Source organism: Bacillus sp. ILBB4, assembly GCF_035064545.1.
Lineage (GTDB): Bacteria > Bacillota > Bacilli > Bacillales > Bacillaceae_H > Priestia.
Genome location: NZ_JAIQVD010000010.1, coordinates 97,140 through 117,100 on the forward strand (window position 1 = coordinate 97,140; position 19,961 = coordinate 117,100).

The following is a 19,961-nucleotide window of genomic DNA, read 5'->3' on the forward strand; positions in this document are numbered from 1 at the left end:
CAATGAAGTAGTTCTTTTCACGAACCAAAAAATTAATTGGAGCTTTTTATTTTATAAAGAATTATCTTTTTTATAACGATGCCAATTAGTAAACCAATTGGTAGACAAAGGATAGGGAACCATATCGGTCCCAATAATACATTATTAATTTTAAAGGTAGAAGAATAAATCACTCCAACTGTAACGAAATAGGCAGAAAATACAAATGGTAGAAACATAAGAGGGGAATTTTTGCCGTCTGCATCTTTATAGGCGTCCCACATTGCAAAAAAGTAAAGACATGGATAAAACATTAACCATTGATAATTGGTTTGCTCAATTGCTTTTTCAGTTTCTCCTTGAAAGCTTAACATGATGGCTGTATTAAAATTGGATTGAACATTAATTAATAATTCTAATCCTATAAATAGAATTCCTTTTGTCAGTTTTTTATTCAATATTTGAGGGAAACCTGGCAATGCTATGCTCCAAAGAATACTTTCTAGTTTTTCTTTAGTCATTTTGAATTCACTTCTATGTCTTATTTTTTAGAGAGTAGTTAATCTATACTTTACTTTTGCTCTGCTTATTCTTTTATTAAATTTGGTCGATCCTCCATTTGAGGTGGTTCCTCTAGCCAGCCATTTTTAATCATAATTTTCACTCCTTCATCAGCATAGAAGTAGATATCCTTTGCAATTAATGCTGTTTTCATGGATACATCCTTTCTTAAACTGAAAATTGTCCCGAAACTACTTCCTACAATTCCAAAACCATTCAGGAGGTAAATGCAAAACATCATGAGTTTTTGTGAAAATGGAGCTACTTTAGAAGTTGTCACAGTACTCCCAGAAGTCGCGGAAAACTGAACATCACTTTCAAGAAGTATATCTCCAAATACTTTTATTTGTTTCTTAGCAAGTTCTTTTCCTTTTACAAAATACTGCTTTACTTCTTTGTCTTCTGCACATTGGGCAAAACCAGTAATTAACTGCATGCCAATATTATTTGTCTCTATTCCGTGATGAAGATAACCTAGCTCAAGATCATTCAAAGCCCTTTTGTCATTAAAGGGATTGAATCCATTTAAATAGCTTTTATTTTCAATAAACTCTGAGGATTTAGGCATTGTTACTTTTGGCGGAAGAGTAAGAATTCCTTTTTCCAGTAAATAAAGAGTAGATGATTTATAAATTTTTTGAGTGGTAGAAGTGAGCGCTTCATAAATTTCCATCACATTATCTTGATAGGCCATATTCATATTAAGTGTGTACATACCCATACTAATTTCTTTTAAAATACGTACAAACATAATATCAAATCCATTATCATATAACTTAGGTGCTTCTAAATTTACATCTTCCTGGCTAAATCCAACGGGAATAGCTATACCTTGTTCTTGAAAAATCTTCTTTATTTTTGTTATATAATAACTTAGTTCCTGCCATAAGCCTCCCATTATATTTTTAGCTTGTTGATCATCTGATTTTTCTATGAAATATTCTATTATTCTTAAGATCATGGTTTTTTCTTGATATGTAAGCCAAAGAGTACCTACTTCTGATGCACTTATAGGGTTTTTATCTTTCATCACATAATACCTCCATTTTTAATTTAATTATGTTTCAAATGTTTAGTAATTATTCCATGAATTTTTCTGTTACTGGTATTGCATGAGATGGTTTCGATAACTTTTGGTTTTCTATAACAGGTCCTATTGTAAGCAAAAAATCTATTTCATTTTTAATAAAAAACATTATGTTAAGTTATATAGGTTATACATATTTAAAATCAACAACTTAAATTTAACAAATAACCTAATTAATTTTCTGAAAAATGATACAATTTTCCAGTGAGGAGGATTGTATATGAGTACCTATGTTAAAAATGATTTTACAATTTCAAGTAACAAAAACTATTTAGATGTAGAGCTAATTTATAATTACCTTCATGATGAAGCTTACTGGTCTAAAGGAATACCTTTACGTTTAGTAGGAAAATCAATTCAACATTCAATCTGTTTTGGTGTGTTTGCGGGAGATCCTGAAAAGGAAAAATCGAAACAAGTTGGATTCGGAAGAATTATTACAGATTCATCAACTTTCGCTTACCTTGCTGATGTATTTATACTTAATGAATTTAGAGGGTTAGGTCTTGGCAAATTACTTGTTCAAACTATGATTAATTGTCGAAGTATTAGAGAGGTACGAAGGGTTTTGTTAGCAACAAAAGATGCTCAGGGATTATATAAACAATATGACTTTCAAGCTGTAAAAGATAAAAACTTGTTCATGGAGATTAAACAGAAGGATATCTATAATAAGTTATCCTAAGGACCTTTCTTAATATTATGAGCGACAAAGTCTGTAGAATAATAATTCTACAGGCTTTTATACATATAAATACCGATAAGAGGTATTATGATAACTAACTTTGTATATCTTATACATCTTAAAAACAGAAAAAACAACTGGGTCCAATCAGTTGTTTTTTCTGTTTCATGAATGGTAATCAATGTTTAGCTGACGTTACAGAGCGTCTTGAGTAGGTTGCTCAATAAACAAATTTTTATTCATCATAGATAGTTTCAATAGAATAAGTTATACAATTGGTTTATAAATTATAAACATAGGACAATTTAGATTGAAATAAAAAAGGAGGTTATAATATATGTCCCAAACTACTATTCCCAGAGCTGCTGTGCGTGGTACAGCTTCTGGAGTTATCTTCATGGCTTTTTTTGGAACTCTTTGGGCAGGAATTGGAATTAGAGGAATGCAAGGGTGGGAATTTCCTGTACTTATCACCCTATCTTTATTGATTGGAGTCATATTATTTATCGGTGCAATTGTATTAATAAAAAATTCTCGTCAATTAACTAATGAAGTAATTAAAAAGGATGGGGATCGTTGGAAAAAAAAGAATAGATGGTTCGGTATTATTTTCAGTTTAGAAGGTCTTTTTATTGCTATTGCTGCTTATATTTGCGTATCTACTAATCACCTAAATTTGTTTGTTCCTATTATGGCCTTTATTGTCGGCGCTCATTTTTTCCCTCTAGCATCCCTGTTTCAAGTTCCAATTTATTATATTACTGGGACACTTCTTTGCTTACTTGCAACTATTGTCATATTAACTTTTCCTGTGAAAATAATAATAAGCGATCATCAAGTTATGGCATGGTGGGTATCTGTAGGTTTTGGCTCAGCTCTAATATTATGGGGATCCGGATTAATAGTTTGCCTCAGAGGATTTAGGCTGCTTAGTATGGCCCGGAATGGAGCTAAAAATAATAAAGTATCTACTCGATTATAATGTACTTTTTACTACCGATAATACACACTAAATATTAGATAAGAAAGGGCATGACAAAAGGAACGACAGAAACAACAAAGTATGTAAGAAAAACCTTAGGAAGCTTTTGATGATTAGCTTCAAAGTAAATATAATGAAACCTAAATGACCAAAGGATAGAAAAAGGGCTTTTTAACAAGTTATTGCCGATAACACTTATCATGGTAAGTAGATTTTATACTATCTATAAAAACAAAAAAAGCACAGACCACTATATATGGTTTGTGCTTTGGGCTAAGGAATAACACTAAAAAAAGATTGTCTAATAATACATTAACAATTTAACGCTTTAAAGTAAAGAGTTAAATTGTTCCATATTATATCCTCGTTATTTAAGTAAACAGTAAATTAGCTTATAAAAAATATGAATTTTATTATTTACTCTATCTGACGAAAAATGTGAACTTGTTCTTCAAAATAAATAGTAGTTAAAAGATTTTATTATTTAATTAATGATATAGATTCTCCATATGTTCCTCTTTTTGCTATCTATAAAATGACTCCACCTTTCTCCCTGGCTAATATAATCATTAAACGTAGCATTCTTCATTACAATTTGACCTCCACATTCATCTGCCAATTGTTTAGCAGACTCTTCATCAATGGGAAATGCTACCGATTCATCATTAGTAAATTCGTAACTGGATACTTCTTTCTCTTTTACGTCCTTATACGAATGATATACGTAAAATAATCTACCTAACTTTATAAAATAGTATGGATACTCTCTGTTAGGCAACTTACTCTCCTCCATTTCGGCATCCTTCAATTGTTTTATAAGTCACTATTACTATCTTACTTGGACTTATAAAGGTAAAATCCTTCTACGCCAAAGGTTTTCCTTTTTCATGTGTGCCGGAAAGTTCTATCATATTAACTAAGGCTGTATATCTTAGTCATCTTAAACCAGAAAAACCTATCTCTTCCCAGTTAAAGGAGATAGGTTTTTCTGTTGCAGAATTTAGTTGTATGAGTCGATGCTCGGAAACATCTTGAGTAGTTTGCTCAAGATAAAAAGAATTCATGTAAAGAAAAACAAAGAATTAGTGTTTTCTCATTCTTAGTATTTTACTAACTTTGTTTATAGTTTTTTCTGATTCCTCTAACCGTTTTTGGGTATTAATTAAAGATTTTTGAACAGATGAAGGTGTAAAAGTATCGAAATATAGAAAAACCATCTCTGGATGAATACTATGTCGTAAATTAAGCTAGTTCATTGTTTTGTTTCTTTAGCAATTTATTTTCTAAATCTAATTGCTTCATTCTTCTCTGTAATCCCAAATTTTCTAAGTCCTGCTCTAACTCATAAGATAAATCAATTCGTTTCTTAGCATTCTCCATTAGTTCTCTAGTAATTGCTAACCTCTTTTTTTGTTTTTGATCCATATTAACAGCTCCTTTCCCACGTTTTTGTTAGGTTCGACATAGCAAATGAAAAGTCCTGTAAAAACATATTTATCCATAAATACCATATAAGTATAATAAAAAAGTTCATCAATCATTAGATTTTAATGTCCAATAATTGGACTACGGTTCATAATTTACCACTATGACATATTTAAATAAATCATGTAAAATAAATTGATTATTCCTATATGGTTACCCTATTTTATTGTAAAGGATGAACTTCGTTGAAAGAAAAAGAACTTGAAGCTTTAACTCAACGGCTTAATGATCTCTTTAATAAATTAATTAAAGGAATTATTACGGAAGATGAGTTTAAAGATCTATCTGATGAACTTTATAAAAGACAAACAAGATTAAGATATACAATTGAATTACAAAAGGGTTTACGTCAGAGAGAAAGCTCTAAATAATATAAGAAAGCAACCTAACTCTACTGCTAGTTACTAGAGTCAAGGTTGCTTTTTTTTATGAAACAAATACCTCATATAAATTGGAATATATTAGTCGTTGATACACGAAATAAATACATTTAATGTTATATTAATGGAAAAATTAACAGGAATAGTAATGGGTGATGATGATTGAATGCATACAAAGGAGTTACCAAGCAGATTTTAATTACAGAAATAGAGATTATGAGAGAAAGAATGATTGTTACAGGGCTAAAAGAAGGATTTAATAGCAATAATACAATTAAAATGAGTAAGTTGATGGATTATTTGTTAAATGAATTGTATAAGGTAGATAAATAAACCTTGTTATCCTATATAAATTAAAAGGCAACCTAGGCATTGGCAAGCGAGGTTGCTTCTCTGGGATTAAAACTATGCAATATTAACGACAAGTCGATAGTAACATATCTTTATAACAGCACTATTTCATGTGGGTTACATATGTAGAAAAAATATCTACATCAAAAAAGAAAGCAACCTCATTCACGGGCATTGAAGTGAATGAGGTTGCTTTCTGATCGTTTAACAAATTAATCCGTTAATAGATCATCCTCTCAATTTTGAGTATTATCAGAATATCTTGTTAAAGTGTACTAAAAAAAAGGGGTAATTTTACCTTAAAATGCTATATTTTTAAAAATTAACATATATCTTATGTTTGAGTACGAATGCCTCACGCCACCTTGATTGGTTTTACTTATAATTAAAACTTTATTCCTTTTATTCGAACGTTTTAAGATCTTTTGCCAGATAAAGTGTTATCTTTTACATACATTTCATAATGTCCATTTATGTAACTAGATACCTTTAAATTAAGTAAAAGAGCTTTGAGGTTAATTGTTTTTTCAGTATCTAATCCGCACTCTTTTGCTATATCTTCGATTTCTCTTTTACTAATTTGTATGTTATTCTCCAAATTGCTCACTGTTTCTTTACTGTACTGAAAAGGAACTCCATCTATAACTTCTGTAATTAATTGATCCTGTCCTCCATATTCTGATCTGCCCTTGGCTGCAGAGTGTTTTCCAATTAATACAGCCTGCTCTTTTATATCAGATAGAAGAATCATTAATCTAATTCGTTGATTCATTAGAATACGTTGTTTATCAAAAATAGAGATAATGTTGGTTTGATAATCATCCATGGTCATGTGAAGTTGATATTTTGCTTCTCTTATTACTTCTTCACTGTTTTTAATAAGTATCATATTTAAATTCTCTGCCCTCCCCGTACCATATATACTTTCATTATAACAAACTAGAAAAAGGGAACATCATTTTTCACTATTTACTAATATCAATAATGTATATAAACATCATTATCATGGATTCATTAATCATTGATATTGATTATAAGAAAATATATTGACCCATGATTTTTAAGGATTTACACCAATAATAAGCGACCTCATTAATTGAAATTAGAATTATGAGGTCGCTTATAAAATACTCTAATTTAGTTTTTTGTATTTTTCTGTTCTTTTATTGCAAAGCAATTATTTTATCATTAAGCTCTTATCTCATTTTCAACATATTTATCAATTGTAGTGAGCAAATAGAGAATGACCAAGTTAAGTTTGAATAGATTCTCTTTAATAAAATTAGATCACATTAGACTAATATTATTAATCCCTCTAATTTAAATTTTATCTCTTTCACATGCATAATGACCATGATTATTCTTTTAACTAAATAATTAGTCCGATAATTTCGACAACGATGGGAAACCCACTCAAAACAGATCCCCACTCTCCAAAGATAAGCTCACCTAACCAAACGTCAATAAAGTCTGCAATAAGATGACCAATAATACTTCTGGGAACATCATTTCTTATCATTAAACCAGCGAGTCATCCAATAATTCCACTGATAATTAACATCTACAATATTTCCATTAAAGGTCATCTTCTTAATAAAAGATTTAGTTGGCTCTATCCCTCTAAAGAAAAAAGCTGAGTCCGCCTTTTCTTATTTAAGGGTTTTCCCCTCAGTTAGGAGAAACTTTGAGAAAATTTCTCCACATAGCGATGAGATACTATATTATTCAATAAATAAGTTACTAAATTAAAATGTTCCCTCTATTAAAACTTACATGTTATTAATTCCCTTATTATTCTTTATGTAAACTAGAAAGCATTTAAATATTATCTAGAATAGGCATGTTAGGGATGATATATTTTATTTCATCTTTATTACTTCCTTATTTCGTTTGAAAGACTAAAAGTCTATTTGTCTAAAAAAGAGGAAAACAATTCAATTCGAGAGATAAATCGTTTTCCTCAATAAATAGGTGGCCTATATCATCTTGAGACCTTATTCCGTTTATATTTAAGTACTTTTTTTAGAAGTACTATCTGATGATATAATTCATTCTTAGTGGCTAAATCTCTACACTTATTATAATCTGCAATTAAAACTTTAATCTCCCTATGAAATAGGGAACGTTCATAGTTATCTAGCATGTCCTCCCCTCCTGATGTTACTTCTTTTATATTACCCGTTCGACACATACTGACACTTATTTTTCAATAAACCTCACTACATAAACCTTACAGTTTTAACCTTAGTTATAGCTTCGCCTATTTCATTTATAACTTAAAAAATATTATTTAAAGTTAAAAACAATTAATAAATTAAAAATCCCTCCCTTAAATTAAAGAAGGATTTTTATTTATCTTATACATCATTGTAAAGTACAAAAGATTAGATTTTTTGAAAGCATTAACAAGGTTCGACAACATTTTTATTTTCAGTTTCTTATACTTTAGAGGGATGGAGAAATAATAACCAAAAATCAAAAGTATATAGAGAAGCGCCAGGCTATACTAGGCGTTTTTTGTCTTATAAAAAATCTTTTTTACTGACTAAGATAAGCTTAAAAGAATTAAGCTTGCTATTCCAAGAATACTTTTAAAATTCACCTAAGATTGGCGGAGGGATATGAGTGAGTACAAATATCGGAACTAAATTGATCGAGAATTACGATAGATATAAAGATGAAGATTTACTCAACCTAATTCATTATGGGAACGAAGAGGCATTAAACTTTTTAATTAAAAAATATCGGGGGAATATTCAAGCGAAGGCATCAACCTATTTTTTAAAAGGGGCCGATAAGGAAGATCTTGTTCAAGAAGGAATGATTGGTCTATATAAGGCCATTCGTAATTTTAAAGGGAATAAAATGTCCTCTTTTAAAACATTTGCCGAGCTCTGTATTAAGAGACAGATATTCACCGCGGTTAAAGCAGCTACTCGTCAAAAACATGAACCTCTAAATGCCTATGTTTCCCTATACAAGCCTTTATCTAATCAAGAATCAGCTTATATGCTTCTGGATATGATAGCCGAAAAAAATACAACAAATCCAGAATTATTACTTATCAATCAAGAAGAATTCAAAGAAAAGAAACAAAAAATAGCCGAATTACTTAGTAAATTAGAACAAAGAGTATGGGCTTTATTTATAAATGAATATTCATATATAGAAATTTCCAAAGTATTAAGTATGTCCGAAAAGTCTATTGATAATACTATCCAACGAATAAAAAGAAAAGCAGGATGGTACCTGAAGGTAGAAAAAGCTATGTAATCTTTCTGCCTTCATAAAGGACTTAAGTTTACAGTATACAAAAAGCCCTTGATAAAAGGGCTTTTGAGCATATAGTTGCCGATAAATTACATTGGGGTAACTAGTTTAATGCTGGATAGAGTGACAATTACTAGAGAAAAATAATCAATAAAAACCCCGTTTCAAATAAACGGTGTAATAAAAATTTGTTCTAAGTTAATTTAGCTTGGATCATTTTCGTCTAACGAGAGAGTCGTTACGTTAGTATATTCTCCTTTAGAAATTTCCTCCGAAGTTGCACCTTTTTGCAATTCATCTTCAGTATTCATTCCTTCTGCAATTGTTGGTTTATCAGTTGAGTTTTTTTGTTTTTTCATTTAGTACACTCCTTTCGAGTTTATTTTTCCCAAAAATAAACAGCATTATGTAAAGTAGAAATAGAGTTCATTTTTCTGCCTTATAAAACTGTTCTCCGGTATGATAATTGTAGTATACGCGCAATTTTTTGTTTGTCGTTGGATCAACCATAACTTCATCCGTGCGGATAAACCCATTCGGTATATCCTGCCCATGTCGGTTTCGAAAGCGTTTATCCCAAATAAGCCATGATAGTAGGGCTAAAATTAAGATACCAAGACTCATCACTACATAATAAATAATGATTATATTCACCATTATTTTATCTCTTCTACAATCACTGCAGTTCCGTATGCCACAATTTCACTCATGTTGTTTCCAATTTCGCTAGAATCAAAGCGCATCATAATTATTGCATTGGCACCCATCACTTGGGCGTTTTTCACCATACGGTCTAACGCATGCTTCCTTGCGTCCTCAAGCATTTCTGTATATTGACTAATTTCGCCACCAATGAGTCCCTTTAACCCAGCAAGAATATCATTCCCAATCCCTCTCGCTCGTACAGTTAATCCAAATACAGGCCCCTTTACTTCTACTGTTTTATAGTTTGGTACATTTTCTGTTGTGACAATAATCATCAGCCATTTCCCCTTTTATTTATGATATTTACGAAAGAGTTGTATAGCAATCCTGAATCAATGTTTCTTTGTGTGTTTTTTTCAATCTTTCTCTATTGTACAGGTCTTTATATATTGTTTATTTACATTATTTATAATATGTCTAAGTTCCATCTCTTTGCATAAAATTAGCCTTCTTACACAAGGTCTAAATTATTTATTTTTATTCTGCTTTTAAACTATAACTATTCACTAACTGAAACATTTACTAACCTAATTTTTTTGTGTTAAAATATATTTATGCAAAAATCCAACGTTGCATAACACATAAGAATGTAAATCTTAACCTTTTTCTAGGGAAAGTCCTATTGTCAGTTTTCAAAACTGCTTTGGGGCTTTTCTTTTCTATAACATCAGTAGTCTCCATTTATTTTTTATGCTTTTTAAAAGTTCCAATATTAAAACTAAACAAAATTTCACAAAACAAAAACCTTAATCCTATTCTATACTTAAAAATAAACTCAAGGAGTTATAACATAAATGGATAACATACAGCGTTTTATAGAGTTAGTCTCAAAGTTTGAGCAATCTTTAAATAGAAAGCTAACTCATCAAGAAAAAGAATTCTTAATGTGGGTTGTCAAAAAAGAAAAACAGGTAGAAGCGTAATTCTGAATTAATTACTCCTATCTGTTTTAGTAATGAAGGGTATATCCCTTCTCTTCAAGGATTCACTTAGATTCATGTTGATATATCCTTTAGAATCTATTTAATTATTAAAAATGTATAATTTTGCGGACAGCTAATTTGATTTGGATCCAATACTTAACATATAAAGACACATTCCACTTACTTAATTTTTTAGCTATTCATAAGAATTTTTCATGATTACCCTAACATTGTTCTTAAATCATAATATTCTGTTATTTAATTTTAAAATTGTAAGCGATTTCATTTATAATAAGAATTAGATTGGATAGCAAGCGTGACTGTCATTGTATATGGCGTAGGCGGGGCTAGTACAAAATACTTTGGTAATTTGTATGTATAAGAGATTGCTAGTTGGGCAAGAATGAAAAATAGGAACTTACATAAAGGAGGTTAAGCTATTGGGCGAATATAAAAAGGTTTTTTCTACGTTTATTGAGGAAGAACGATTTGACTTACATTCATACCTTACTTATCTATTTATTAATAAATGCCAGGAGGATGTAGTAGATCAGTTAGAACAGGAACATGTAAATCAATAAATGTATAAATAAGAACAACTGAAAGGATAACTAATAATGAATAGAAAAACTTTGTAGGTGACTTTATCTTTCTACACAGAAGGATTGAGTCGCCTATTGATGTTTCTTCTAAATATTTACTATCGTTGGGAAAACTACTAATTTTACTTCTTATCATTCACTATTTCAACTTCCACTTTCTTTATAAGAAATTATTAAAGATGTAGTTACAAAATATAAATTCTACAATTACTTATATTTTATAAGTTTTGAACAACGTAACTTTTATTTAAAACAAATGGATAATGTATTCTACAAATAAAAATAAATGTATAAACTAACTTCTAAAAATTAAAGTTTTACTATTTACTTTAAGTGACGACAAATAAGACCTTTTTCTACAACATGTGTAAAAGATAAAACATTTTTTGATGAAGTAAGTTTACAATTTCATTTTTAGATAAGATAAAATAAATAGTTGATAAATACAGTAAATAAATGAAATACGTATTTATCATTAAAAATGGTTGCTATTTTATTTTTATATTGATATCTTTCAAAAAAGTTATTACCTTAAATATAACCATTAATAAGTTTTCCAATTACAAGGTGTATAATACTTTGATACTGTAGGTTACGATGGCATTACGTATGGAGTTTGGGTGTTTGAAAAAGGAACATTTATTAATGAAGGTGATGGAGGCTATGATAATTGGGCGATGAGAGACTGGTTTGAATGCATAGGAGATGACGAGAAAACGGTCAATTTTCATAAACCTTAATTTAACATAAAGACAAAGATAGTAAAAAGAACTTATAAGTAAAAATAATAAGAAGAGCCTTGACCTTGATGGTAAAGTCTCCTCTCATTATATAAGTTTTTACTATGTAATATCGCAAATACCATTGTTTTTGTGACGGGTGCCTGTGTCTGTAGAAGTCATCACTACATGAGCAATTAACAAATAGTAAATTATATAGATGGTACCTTTATTATTTTTACAAATACTAAAAAAATGGTAGTATAAAGAACCATAAGCTAAATCTAATATAGAAGAGGTGATGAAAGTGATAACAAAAGGTGGAACTCAATCTACGTTTGCCAAAGAACTAGTTGCTTTACCTACGCCGTGTAATGATGTTGTCTACTATCCTGCTAAGTTAGCTGACTTAGCAACCGAAGAGGGCTACACAGTTTTCCAAACTCTAAGTCAGAAAAGTGGCCTAGCTTACCTCGTTGTTACCAACCCTCGTACAGCTAAAATTGTATTAGCAGGATCGAAAGAGTCAATAAATGAAGTATATCAAGCTATTCCTTGGTCTACCTATGAAATAGCAGATGGAGATAACAAGTTTGATTACAAGGAATTACCTTCATTGCAAGCTTTAGAAGATTATTTTCTTCATCTTAAAGAACAGTAATTTATCTTATGGATACGATTATTAATTATTCAAAAGATCCTCCTATCCATAGACTTTTCTAAAAAAAAACTCCCTACTACTTATGCAGGGAGTTTTTATGTATCAGTAATGTTAGTGTTGTGCAGGAGCTATATTGGTAAGTGATGTTTTATCGTTTGTTCAAGGATCTGTATTAATCTTTGTTGCACCAGATTCTATAATCTGAAGTAAAGCTAAAGAAACACTTTCAAGGTCTTTATAGTTTTCAATTTGTTTTGTTTCTATATTTTTTAATTGAAAGGTATGTGATTCCTTCGCATAGCTGAGGGAAAAGGTATGATGTTCACCACGAATCTTATGGACAATTTCACAGTTATCATAATACAGTAAGGTTTTTAACATTTCCTGTATTTTTTCCATTGTCATTTATTCAGGTCCCCTTTCTCATTAGCTTATAAAAGTTTATTTTTTATGTTTACTTTATTCTAGCATAGGGTATACAGACCAGTTACTAGATATCATGAAATGAAATATATTTGTAAAAAATACAAGATACTTTTGTTTACTAGAATAAATTTTGATACATGTCAATATAGTTGGATTACATCAGAAAGTATCTTCGATCAACACTAACATAAGCTTTAGGGAGAACATTATTCCTTGAGAATAGTGGAGCTTTCGGTTCTTAATGTACGTAAAGATGTTTACAAGAAGACTAAATGAAAGAAAGAGGGGGGCTTACATGTGAATAACACACCTAGATTTAAGATACACATTTACAGCCCTAAGTCGGGGCATAACGACCTTTATTCTTTTACCAAAACGAAAGCTGGCTGGAAATTTGAAAACTATCGATGTAAAGGTGATGTAGATAAAAGTGGGAATCCGTTATTTTATAAAACACTAAATGCTGAATCTATTTCTAATCCTAATCATTTAGCAGCTTGTATTTCTGAGGTCTGGGAACAAGCTGAAACGTTAGATGAAAAACAGATTCAGCATATTTTTGATGAACTTTCTAGAATGAATCTATAAAAAATACTAGCATTGCCAAAAACTCAATAAAATAGGGATAAAACGTTAATTTATAAAAAAATCTCTCCAATAAAAATAGAGAGATTTTTTAGTATGCATTCTTTTATAGTTACCAAGGTGGCTGAATTTAACTTACTTGCATGTAAATACACAGCACTCAGGTTCTGTGGTTTTACTTAAGAATGAACGGTCTATTTACCCGCATCTGATTCCAATGTTTTAATTAATTGATCCATAGACTTAAGTAATTGATTATTAGATTTTATTAGCGCTTGTTTGGTTTGTAACACCTGTTCCTCAACTTTTAACTGTCTTTCGACCTTCATAGCCTCAGCTGTTGTTTCTGTACAAACAAGATGACCAATATTACCTTCCCATTTAACCGTACATGCAAACAAACCATACAAATCATGGTGAATGATTAACTTTAGGCTGACCCTTATGGGGGGTGAAGTAGTCTGCACGAGTAGTTGTCTAGCTAAGAGTCGATCATCTAGATGAACAAGATCTAAAAAGTGATTAGCAGGTGTGAAGAAGGTCATGGCTTCCTTTGAATGACGAAGAATTTCTCCATTGGGATTTAGTTTGAAATATGGAACCGGAATCCATTCCATTTCATTTATTTTCATGTGTATTCTCTCCTAAATCAAGACATACCTTCTTGTAACTGAATTCTTGTTTTGTTTTAGATAGTAATCATCGATAACCTATTTTTACACTCAATCAGTAGAGAAAGGAATCCATTCATCGTTGTAAATTATTTCTTTACTTAGGCATGATAGAATTTCCGCACTTTTATTATGCGAATTCTATATGTTCTTAAATTTTCTGTCTAACTAAGTACATTAAATCCATATTATGAAACTGAAAGTGGAGAGATTTTAAAAGGAAAGGAATGATTCGTGTGGAATACAAAGGAAACCGGTTGCGCAAGGATAGGAGGGATGTAAGATATGAATGCTACATTTAATCAACTCTTGTCAATGAAAAATCTACGCGACGTTCGAAAAACATAAATTTTGGTACAAATGGAACAAGCTTCAAAGAACAAAGATAAAGAAACTCTCTTACGATTAAGTAAACAGCTCCGAAGTATTACATAGATTGTCCTATGTAATAGAATGAACCTCCTAACAGGAAACTTTTCCATGCGAACAATAATAAGCGACTTACCTATCCTAATTCCAACAATAAGGTCGCTTATCCTATTTTTTATTCATATATTTATCCTTCTACTTTCTAATATGCGTCCATTTATTATGTTAGGTGTTCATCTTCTAACTGAATTAAATCTTTCTCCTGAGATTGATTGAATAAATAAGAAAGGTATGAATGTAGTTCGAATTGGTCTTCGTCAATAAAATCAGAAAACACCTGTTTATATTCTTTCAACATTTTTTCCTCCTTTATTTATGTTTCTTACCTCTATCATTCCCATAAGAGATTACTAGATCTAGTAATCTCTTATACATATAAATTAATGTATTCATTGATTATATTAATTGTTATGTAACACAACACAGAGTTAAGAAAAGTTCATTCTTTCTTTTAGTATGGGCCCCACCTACGCCAAATACAATGATAGCCACGCATGCTATCCACCTAATTTTATTATAACAGAAAGCGCTTACATTATAAATGGTTATATTTTAAATAATAAAAAGTAATTATATTATTTTTTATAAACTTTTTGAACTATGCATAGGATTCTGAGAGCGTAAAGTATCTTGTGTATATAAACATATTCTTCAATGTAAAGAGATAATTAGTTATCAATCAATAGGGTAAATTCGTGTGCAGTACTCCCTGGGAATTATTCTAAAGGAATCCCTCTTTTTATGTCGAAAATTAGTAAGTATTAAGGAGGGTTTTAGATGCCTAAAGATTTAGTGAAAGAACTGTTAGATAAAGGCTTTAAAGTAGTGGACTTAAAATGTGTAAGCACTATAAATATCATTTCAGCAAAGGAACTGTATTTAGAAGAAATCAGTACTGACGCCATAGTTGATATGTTATCACTAGATGAAAACAGCATTAAATTTTCCCTTGATGAAAAACTTCCCTATTTTGAGGCAAGTACCAAACCATTAGCTGGATATATCAATTCAGAAAGCGAGCTGCCCATAATGGAGGATGTAATTATTGACTAAAAAGTATATGTTAAAGAAGCCATTCTTTAGTCTAATTAGTCAGCGAAAGAGCAGTTTATATTTGGAAACTTCCTTTTTATTTACGGGAGGTAATTGACTACTTTTAGTTGAATACGATAGGGAGTTCTAATTGTACTAATGTTAGCAATCTAAAAATGAAACTAACATCCGATACTATATATAATAGAAAAAAACTAATACTAGGGGAAATGAGTGATGGAAGAAATAAAACAAGAAGATCAAAGTGCAGATAAACTATATGAGAAAGGGTTTAAGTGGATGCGTTTTGTAAGCTTTTTTATGGCTGTGAACCTGATTTTCACCGTAGCTTTAGTAGTTGTTGTCTTAATATCCCCTCAAATTCAAGAAACTTTTCAATGGGTAGCATTTGGCATATATGCGTTTACAGTACTTTATCTCATCTTTATGCGTGAAGTAGCCTTCAGAAAGACATATGGCTCTTTGGCAGTTTGGATGCGAACTGTATGGAATTTCAGCTTTATTGCTAGTATGTTTGGAGCAGTCAATATGTTCGTGGGTAACACTCACTGGACCCTATTTTAAAGGAGTTGCCTGTTTATGTTGAAAGTAAAAATAAAGGAGAATACATATGAATCCATACGAACAATTCCAATTAAATAAAGAAGTAGAAGAGATGGCTAAACAACGAATTGAAATCCATAAAGAGCGAATAGAATTATCTGAAGAGCTGGAAAACAACTGGGATAATAAAGACCTCCAAGATAGAATCATTGAATTAGAGGAAGAAAGTCAAAAACTCAAGAAAAAAATTGAAGCTTTACAGGCTAACTTTTAGCATCCTTTCAGGATGGTTTGTTGGTATTAAAGTTAGTCTAATACACCAATACCTTAAAATCATTTTGTCTTCTGCAGCAGGCTGTCTAACAGGCCTGCTGTTTCTTCTCGTTTCAGCATTGTATATTGTATCTCTTATGATTGTCTTGTTACATTCAATTAATATAACCCTGCTATTCAGTTACGAGCACTAATTATCGGTAAATGATTAGGAATAATACTATCACTATACCCTTTTCCTCATCATGATATTAATCCAATAATATTGCATTTAGCAATGATCATTATAACGAGCTAAGTTATCTTCCACTGATTCTTCTAAGATTTTCTGAATGACAGTTATCGAGAGCTGATCAATATTTCTGAATCGAATACATCCTTTTCCTACATTTAGGTCTCTTAAAGAATCTATATTCTTTTGCAGAATAGGAGTATTTAGAAAGTACAGACTCATATAATTTTTTTGAGAAGCAAATGCACATAGTGAGCCGTTTAGTTCATAATAAGGCATTCCATATTTAATGGATTCTATAGCATTAGGTACTATTTGAATAATTAAGTTGCGAAGTTGGGTCAAATCATGCTTGCGATTGTCTGGCACTACTTGATCCATATACTGTTCTACTGTTTCAATGGTGTTTGTCATACTATTTCCTTCCTTCTATAAGCTATTTTAGTACTATCAAATGATTAGGATTCTTAACTAATTCCCTATAGACTTAGCTGATGTGCTGGTCAGATATAAAATGTTACTCCACCACTTTTTCCTTTTTAATTCAAATCAATAGGTTAGGTTTAAAACCTAAGATTTTCACACGCTGAATAAATACTCTTTCCTTTGTAGACACGTCTAATTTAGCTGATTTTACAATTTCCTTTTTATCTTCAACAGATTGTATCATCACAGAACCATGAACTAGTTTATTTTTTTTCAGTACAGAATAGTTTACTTCGAACGTTTTTGACATTCTAACCTCATTCTTAACACTATGTATTTTAAACCTTTAATGATATTTTTATTATATCTTATTTAGGATTGTAAAAGATACCTTTATTAAAATAGGGAAGTATCCAATGGTTAGTGCCTGGATATTTTCAATGATTTATACTTATAATTCTTTACCTGGTTTAAAAGCAGGAACTTTTGAAGTGAGGTATTCAAATTATAAGACCAGGTTCTATTAAGTATCTATATGTCTTTTTAGAAATGCAATTTTTGTATCAGACTCCTATTTTCCGTTATTTTCCATCAATGTAAGTGGGATTCATAACCGAAATAAACAGCAGGAACGAGGTTTTGAAAGGTAGTCATTGATTGATTATCAATTGATTTATAGAATTCCTCCGATATCATTGAGCAAACTTGATACTCCAAAGGGGAGTAGTTGTACAACAATAGTCGTCATTACGAAACATTTTGTTTCCGGCTTTGTTGGCAATTTTAAATGTTAGCAAGACCTTTACCTACGTTTTTAGTTAGGTAAAGTCTGTGTTTATACAAAAAGCGCTTTTATCTACTAAAAAGATAAAAGCGCTTTTTGTTTTTTATCGATTTAAAAAAATTATGAGGAGTGATTAAATCATGTTCAAGAAACTGTTTGATTCACTAGTGAATAATAAACATAAGCATTACAGTAGTAGTGATTATAAGAGAGGAAGATCAAAACCTTTTAAGAGTTATAGCAGTAGTGATGATTATAGAAAAAGTCGTGACCCTCACGGAAGTTATGGACATCACCACTATAAGAGAAAAAGAAAGAGTGGAAGTTTCTTTAGTAGTTAAATAAGAAAAAGCCTCCCTCATTCGAATGGCATCTCGGAGTAAGGGATCTTTTTAAGGGAAACTATAACTGGAGTTAAATAATAACATATTTTTGCTGGACTAGCATGTGTATAGAAGATGTACTTCTTATGCATCTTTTCCCCATTTACCTGTAGGGAGAGCGTTGGCACATCAAGGATGTATAAAAAGCTGCACATTGAGGTGGTAAGAAGTTATCACTTTGATAACTTCTCACCAAGGGGTTCTTTTTTTATTAGAGTTCCGGAAAAAGAAACTAATTTTGTATATGATATACAAACCAAAAACAGAAAAAACTCCCTGGTGTGAAGGGAGTTTTTTCTGTTACACATACATCATTTACGGAATGATGCCTTAAGACATCTGCGTAGTTTGCTCAAAGCATCAAAAACTTGTGTATAGCAGGTAAAAAACTTATTGGCTAGGTAGTTTTTTATTAGAATTGAATGATTTGATCGTATGGATATTCAATTTTTATCCAAGTTTGGTCTTTTGTTATTCAAATTCATACGTGATTTGTTACTATCTACTAGGTGCTTAATTTCTTTAAAGCTTACAAAACGTTGATTTTGTTGATCTAAAAGTCGAAAACGAAGGGACTTCAAGCTTGTACCTAGTGTAATAGTTGTTGCTTTCTGTAATGGTGGCGTAGATTCATGCGCCTTTTCTAAATTATAGTTTGGAACTCTTGGAGCCAAATGATGTACATGATGGAAACCAATATTACCTGTTACCCATTGTAAAACTTTAGGGAGCTTGTAATAGGAGCTACCATCAACTGCAGCCTTCACGTAATCCCACTCCTTTTCGTTTTCAAAGTAGGAATCCTCAAATTGATGCTGTACGTAAAATAGCCAAATTCCAAGTGATCCTGCTACAAAAAGGATGGGAGCTTGAACGAGCAGAAAAGCTTGCCAACCAATACCCCAACATAAAAGGGCATACACTGCAACAATTGAGAAATTGGTTAAATATGTGTTCAAACGTTCCTTTCGTTTCGCGTCTTTTCGATTCAGTCGGTTAGAAACTAAAAAAAGATAGATGGGACCTAATCCAAACATAACAATTGGATTGCGGTAAACGCGGTAAGCTAACCGGCCCCAGTAGGAAGCTGCAACATACTCATCAACTGTCATGATCCATACATCACCAGTTCCTCGTTTATCTAAGTTGCTGCTCGTGGCATGATGAATGGAATGGCTTCGTTTCCATTGTTCATATGGAAACATGGTGATAACCCCACTGATTGTGCCAAGGATATTATTCGCTTTTCGGCTTTTGAAAAATGATTGATGACAACAATCATGGAAAATAATGAAGATTCGGACGACGAACCCAGCTGTAACAATAGATAATGGTAGTGTTAGCCAATAAGAAACGGATAAACTTTGATAAGCTAGAAACCAAAGTAGGAAAAACGGAAGGAATGTGTTTATTAATTGCTTTATACTCGATTTCATATTGGATTTTTCAAAAGGTGCTACATTTTTTCTTAATTCAGTCGTTTTGTGTTTGCTCATGTGTTCCTCCTTACATCTTTACCGTGTTTAATATACAGCTCTTCTTTATATTTATAGTAGAACATAGTAGCTGGTAATAAAAGATATAAACGTCAAGTAACTAGTATGACAACTGTCATACATGTGTGAATGTATTTTCTTAATAAAAGGAAAAGGGTGTGGGAAAAATTCAGGTTCATTAAAGCATTATTTCAGTCCTAGCTATGTAAAAGTGCTCATAAACCTGTACCTTTCCAAGAGGTATTGAGCTACTATTTTTAAAATATAATG

General features: G+C 31.1%; 27 protein-coding genes and 1 pseudogene. 14 read left to right on the plus strand and 14 right to left on the minus strand.

The annotated features are described in order from the left end of the window. Positions 1-32 precede the first annotated feature (32 nt). Both LAV82_RS26625 and LAV82_RS26630 read right to left on the minus strand, forming a co-directional pair. The gene (locus LAV82_RS26625; RefSeq protein WP_211079226.1) at positions 33-500 is read right to left on the minus strand and encodes a hypothetical protein; all 468 of its coding nucleotides are present in this window, start codon (positions 498-500) and stop codon (positions 33-35) included. Positions 501-565: 65 nt separating this feature from the next. Next, entirely contained in the window at positions 566-1,570 is a 1,005-nt protein-coding gene (locus LAV82_RS26630; protein ID WP_211079225.1) for a DUF3231 family protein, read from the minus strand. A 277-nt stretch (positions 1,571-1,847) separates the two neighbouring features. On the opposite strand from LAV82_RS26630, the gene LAV82_RS26635 reads away from it, so the two are divergent. Beyond that, entirely contained in the window at positions 1,848-2,312 is a 465-nt protein-coding gene (locus LAV82_RS26635; protein ID WP_499717310.1) for a GNAT family N-acetyltransferase, read from the plus strand. A 337-nt stretch (positions 2,313-2,649) separates the two neighbouring features. Beyond that, on the plus strand, positions 2,650-3,294 hold the full coding sequence (locus tag LAV82_RS26640; RefSeq protein WP_499717311.1) for a DUF7010 family protein: 645 nt from the start codon (positions 2,650-2,652) through the stop codon (positions 3,292-3,294). A 484-nt stretch (positions 3,295-3,778) separates the two neighbouring features. Here the strand turns inward: LAV82_RS26640 and LAV82_RS26645 are convergent, their stop codons facing one another. Beyond that, entirely contained in the window at positions 3,779-4,072 is a 294-nt protein-coding gene (locus tag LAV82_RS26645) for a hypothetical protein (RefSeq protein ID WP_141524708.1), read from the minus strand. A gap of 464 nt (positions 4,073-4,536) precedes the next feature. Beyond that, positions 4,537-4,719, minus strand: a complete 183-nt coding sequence (locus tag LAV82_RS26650; RefSeq protein ID WP_211079222.1) for a hypothetical protein — start codon at positions 4,717-4,719, stop codon at positions 4,537-4,539. Between the two features lie 245 nt (positions 4,720-4,964). On the opposite strand from LAV82_RS26650, the gene LAV82_RS26655 reads away from it, so the two are divergent. Beyond that, entirely contained in the window at positions 4,965-5,150 is a 186-nt protein-coding gene (locus tag LAV82_RS26655) for a hypothetical protein (RefSeq protein ID WP_211079221.1), read from the plus strand. 171 nt (positions 5,151-5,321) lie between these two features. Beyond that, positions 5,322-5,492 carry an aspartyl-phosphate phosphatase Spo0E family protein gene (locus LAV82_RS26660; RefSeq protein WP_164795350.1) on the plus strand — a complete coding sequence of 57 codons (171 nt, stop codon included), beginning with the start codon at positions 5,322-5,324 and terminating at the stop codon, positions 5,490-5,492. Positions 5,493-5,925: 433 nt separating this feature from the next. Here LAV82_RS26660 and LAV82_RS26665 read toward each other — a convergent pair whose 3' ends face one another. Beyond that, complete coding sequence (locus LAV82_RS26665) at positions 5,926-6,399, minus strand: hypothetical protein (RefSeq protein WP_057245202.1); 474 nt, start codon at positions 6,397-6,399, stop codon at positions 5,926-5,928. Between the two features lie 1,736 nt (positions 6,400-8,135). On the opposite strand from LAV82_RS26665, the gene sigH reads away from it, so the two are divergent. Continuing rightward, complete coding sequence (gene sigH, locus LAV82_RS26670; protein WP_499717312.1) at positions 8,136-8,783, plus strand: RNA polymerase sporulation sigma factor SigH; 648 nt, start codon at positions 8,136-8,138, stop codon at positions 8,781-8,783. A gap of 200 nt (positions 8,784-8,983) precedes the next feature. Here sigH and LAV82_RS26675 read toward each other — a convergent pair whose 3' ends face one another. From LAV82_RS26675 to LAV82_RS26685, 3 genes are all read right to left on the minus strand, one after another. Continuing rightward, positions 8,984-9,139, minus strand: coding sequence for a hypothetical protein (locus LAV82_RS26675; protein WP_164795353.1), 156 nt, complete (start codon positions 9,137-9,139; stop codon positions 8,984-8,986). 67 nt (positions 9,140-9,206) lie between these two features. After that, positions 9,207-9,437 (minus strand): hypothetical protein, encoded by a 231-nt coding sequence (locus LAV82_RS26680; RefSeq protein ID WP_499717313.1) that lies wholly within the window; start codon positions 9,435-9,437, stop codon positions 9,207-9,209. Further along, positions 9,437-9,760, minus strand: a complete 324-nt coding sequence (locus LAV82_RS26685; RefSeq protein WP_057245205.1) for a YbjQ family protein — start codon at positions 9,758-9,760, stop codon at positions 9,437-9,439. Before LAV82_RS26685 ends, LAV82_RS26680 begins: the two co-directional genes overlap by 1 nt. 519 nt (positions 9,761-10,279) lie before the next feature. Here LAV82_RS26685 and LAV82_RS26690 point away from each other — a divergent pair. The 4 genes and pseudogenes from LAV82_RS26690 to LAV82_RS26705 all read left to right on the plus strand — a co-directional run bounded on the left by LAV82_RS26690 (position 10,280) and on the right by LAV82_RS26705 (position 12,390). Then, positions 10,280-10,408 (plus strand): hypothetical protein, encoded by a 129-nt coding sequence (locus LAV82_RS26690; RefSeq protein WP_274588516.1) that lies wholly within the window; start codon positions 10,280-10,282, stop codon positions 10,406-10,408. Between the two features lie 440 nt (positions 10,409-10,848). Beyond that, positions 10,849-10,989, plus strand: a complete 141-nt coding sequence (locus tag LAV82_RS26695) for a hypothetical protein (RefSeq protein ID WP_179866274.1) — start codon at positions 10,849-10,851, stop codon at positions 10,987-10,989. A 611-nt stretch (positions 10,990-11,600) separates the two neighbouring features. Next, positions 11,601-11,750 (plus strand): annotated as a pseudogene (locus LAV82_RS26700) (stress protein); the annotation flags it as partial. Positions 11,751-12,030: 280 nt separating this feature from the next. Then, positions 12,031-12,390 carry a hypothetical protein gene (locus LAV82_RS26705; RefSeq protein WP_499717314.1) on the plus strand — a complete coding sequence of 120 codons (360 nt, stop codon included), beginning with the start codon at positions 12,031-12,033 and terminating at the stop codon, positions 12,388-12,390. Between the two features lie 159 nt (positions 12,391-12,549). On the opposite strand, the gene LAV82_RS26710 is transcribed toward LAV82_RS26705, so the two are convergent. Further along, the gene (locus LAV82_RS26710) at positions 12,550-12,795 is read right to left on the minus strand and encodes a hypothetical protein (RefSeq protein ID WP_499717315.1); all 246 of its coding nucleotides are present in this window, start codon (positions 12,793-12,795) and stop codon (positions 12,550-12,552) included. A 318-nt stretch (positions 12,796-13,113) separates the two neighbouring features. Between LAV82_RS26710 and LAV82_RS26715 the strand changes: the two genes are divergently transcribed. Then, positions 13,114-13,404, plus strand: coding sequence for a hypothetical protein (locus LAV82_RS26715; protein WP_211079217.1), 291 nt, complete (start codon positions 13,114-13,116; stop codon positions 13,402-13,404). Between the two features lie 191 nt (positions 13,405-13,595). On the opposite strand, the gene LAV82_RS26720 is transcribed toward LAV82_RS26715, so the two are convergent. Next, a complete protein-coding gene (locus LAV82_RS26720) occupies positions 13,596-14,033 on the minus strand; it encodes a hypothetical protein (protein WP_211079216.1) in 438 nt (145 codons plus the stop codon). Positions 14,034-14,661: 628 nt separating this feature from the next. Beyond that, positions 14,662-14,796: a hypothetical protein gene (locus tag LAV82_RS26725; protein WP_274609615.1), complete on the minus strand. Its 135-nt coding sequence runs from the start codon at positions 14,794-14,796 to the stop codon at positions 14,662-14,664. A gap of 482 nt (positions 14,797-15,278) precedes the next feature. On the opposite strand from LAV82_RS26725, the gene LAV82_RS26730 reads away from it, so the two are divergent. From LAV82_RS26730 to LAV82_RS26740, 3 genes are all read left to right on the plus strand, one after another. Next, positions 15,279-15,554, plus strand: coding sequence for a hypothetical protein (locus tag LAV82_RS26730; RefSeq protein ID WP_211079215.1), 276 nt, complete (start codon positions 15,279-15,281; stop codon positions 15,552-15,554). Between the two features lie 216 nt (positions 15,555-15,770). Continuing rightward, the gene (locus tag LAV82_RS26735) at positions 15,771-16,118 is read left to right on the plus strand and encodes a hypothetical protein (protein WP_211079214.1); all 348 of its coding nucleotides are present in this window, start codon (positions 15,771-15,773) and stop codon (positions 16,116-16,118) included. A gap of 46 nt (positions 16,119-16,164) precedes the next feature. Continuing rightward, positions 16,165-16,371 (plus strand): hypothetical protein, encoded by a 207-nt coding sequence (locus LAV82_RS26740; RefSeq protein WP_211079213.1) that lies wholly within the window; start codon positions 16,165-16,167, stop codon positions 16,369-16,371. A 270-nt stretch (positions 16,372-16,641) separates the two neighbouring features. Here LAV82_RS26740 and LAV82_RS26745 read toward each other — a convergent pair whose 3' ends face one another. Beyond that, entirely contained in the window at positions 16,642-17,016 is a 375-nt protein-coding gene (locus LAV82_RS26745; RefSeq protein ID WP_211079212.1) for an iron chaperone, read from the minus strand. Positions 17,017-17,146: 130 nt separating this feature from the next. Continuing rightward, positions 17,147-17,338 (minus strand): hypothetical protein, encoded by a 192-nt coding sequence (locus LAV82_RS26750; RefSeq protein ID WP_097825609.1) that lies wholly within the window; start codon positions 17,336-17,338, stop codon positions 17,147-17,149. Positions 17,339-17,952: 614 nt separating this feature from the next. Between LAV82_RS26750 and LAV82_RS26755 the strand changes: the two genes are divergently transcribed. Beyond that, positions 17,953-18,153, plus strand: coding sequence for a hypothetical protein (locus LAV82_RS26755; protein ID WP_097825617.1), 201 nt, complete (start codon positions 17,953-17,955; stop codon positions 18,151-18,153). Between the two features lie 485 nt (positions 18,154-18,638). Here LAV82_RS26755 and desA read toward each other — a convergent pair whose 3' ends face one another. After that, complete coding sequence (gene desA / locus LAV82_RS26760) at positions 18,639-19,691, minus strand: Delta(5) desaturase DesA (RefSeq protein ID WP_499717316.1); 1,053 nt, start codon at positions 19,689-19,691, stop codon at positions 18,639-18,641. Positions 19,692-19,961 lie beyond the last annotated feature (270 nt).

Bases quoted from the DNA above. Each gene is read 5' to 3' on its own strand.
- LAV82_RS26625 (WP_211079226.1), bottom strand. From the start codon at position 500: ATGACTAAAGAAAAACTAGAAAGTATTCTTTGGAGCATAGCATTGCCA.
- LAV82_RS26630 (WP_211079225.1), bottom strand. From the start codon at position 1,570: ATGAAAGATAAAAACCCTATAAGTGCATCAGAAGTAGGTACTCTTTGG.
- LAV82_RS26635 (WP_499717310.1), top strand. From the start codon at position 1,848: ATGAGTACCTATGTTAAAAATGATTTTACAATTTCAAGTAACAAAAAC.
- LAV82_RS26640 (WP_499717311.1), top strand. From the start codon at position 2,650: ATGTCCCAAACTACTATTCCCAGAGCTGCTGTGCGTGGTACAGCTTCT.
- LAV82_RS26650 (WP_211079222.1), bottom strand. From the start codon at position 4,719: ATGGATCAAAAACAAAAAAAGAGGTTAGCAATTACTAGAGAACTAATG.
- LAV82_RS26665 (WP_057245202.1), bottom strand. From the start codon at position 6,399: ATGATACTTATTAAAAACAGTGAAGAAGTAATAAGAGAAGCAAAATAT.
- LAV82_RS26675 (WP_164795353.1), bottom strand. From the start codon at position 9,139: ATGAAAAAACAAAAAAACTCAACTGATAAACCAACAATTGCAGAAGGA.
- LAV82_RS26680 (WP_499717313.1), bottom strand. From the start codon at position 9,437: ATGGTGAATATAATCATTATTTATTATGTAGTGATGAGTCTTGGTATC.
- LAV82_RS26685 (WP_057245205.1), bottom strand. From the start codon at position 9,760: ATGATTATTGTCACAACAGAAAATGTACCAAACTATAAAACAGTAGAA.
- LAV82_RS26690 (WP_274588516.1), top strand. From the start codon at position 10,280: ATGGATAACATACAGCGTTTTATAGAGTTAGTCTCAAAGTTTGAGCAA.
- LAV82_RS26705 (WP_499717314.1), top strand. From the start codon at position 12,031: ATGAAAGTGATAACAAAAGGTGGAACTCAATCTACGTTTGCCAAAGAA.
- LAV82_RS26710 (WP_499717315.1), bottom strand. From the start codon at position 12,795: ATGACAATGGAAAAAATACAGGAAATGTTAAAAACCTTACTGTATTAT.
- LAV82_RS26720 (WP_211079216.1), bottom strand. From the start codon at position 14,033: ATGAAAATAAATGAAATGGAATGGATTCCGGTTCCATATTTCAAACTA.
- LAV82_RS26730 (WP_211079215.1), top strand. From the start codon at position 15,279: ATGCCTAAAGATTTAGTGAAAGAACTGTTAGATAAAGGCTTTAAAGTA.
- LAV82_RS26735 (WP_211079214.1), top strand. From the start codon at position 15,771: ATGGAAGAAATAAAACAAGAAGATCAAAGTGCAGATAAACTATATGAG.
- LAV82_RS26740 (WP_211079213.1), top strand. From the start codon at position 16,165: ATGAATCCATACGAACAATTCCAATTAAATAAAGAAGTAGAAGAGATG.
- LAV82_RS26745 (WP_211079212.1), bottom strand. From the start codon at position 17,016: ATGACAAACACCATTGAAACAGTAGAACAGTATATGGATCAAGTAGTG.
- LAV82_RS26750 (WP_097825609.1), bottom strand. From the start codon at position 17,338: ATGTCAAAAACGTTCGAAGTAAACTATTCTGTACTGAAAAAAAATAAA.
- LAV82_RS26755 (WP_097825617.1), top strand. From the start codon at position 17,953: ATGTTCAAGAAACTGTTTGATTCACTAGTGAATAATAAACATAAGCAT.
- desA (WP_499717316.1), bottom strand. From the start codon at position 19,691: ATGAGCAAACACAAAACGACTGAATTAAGAAAAAATGTAGCACCTTTT.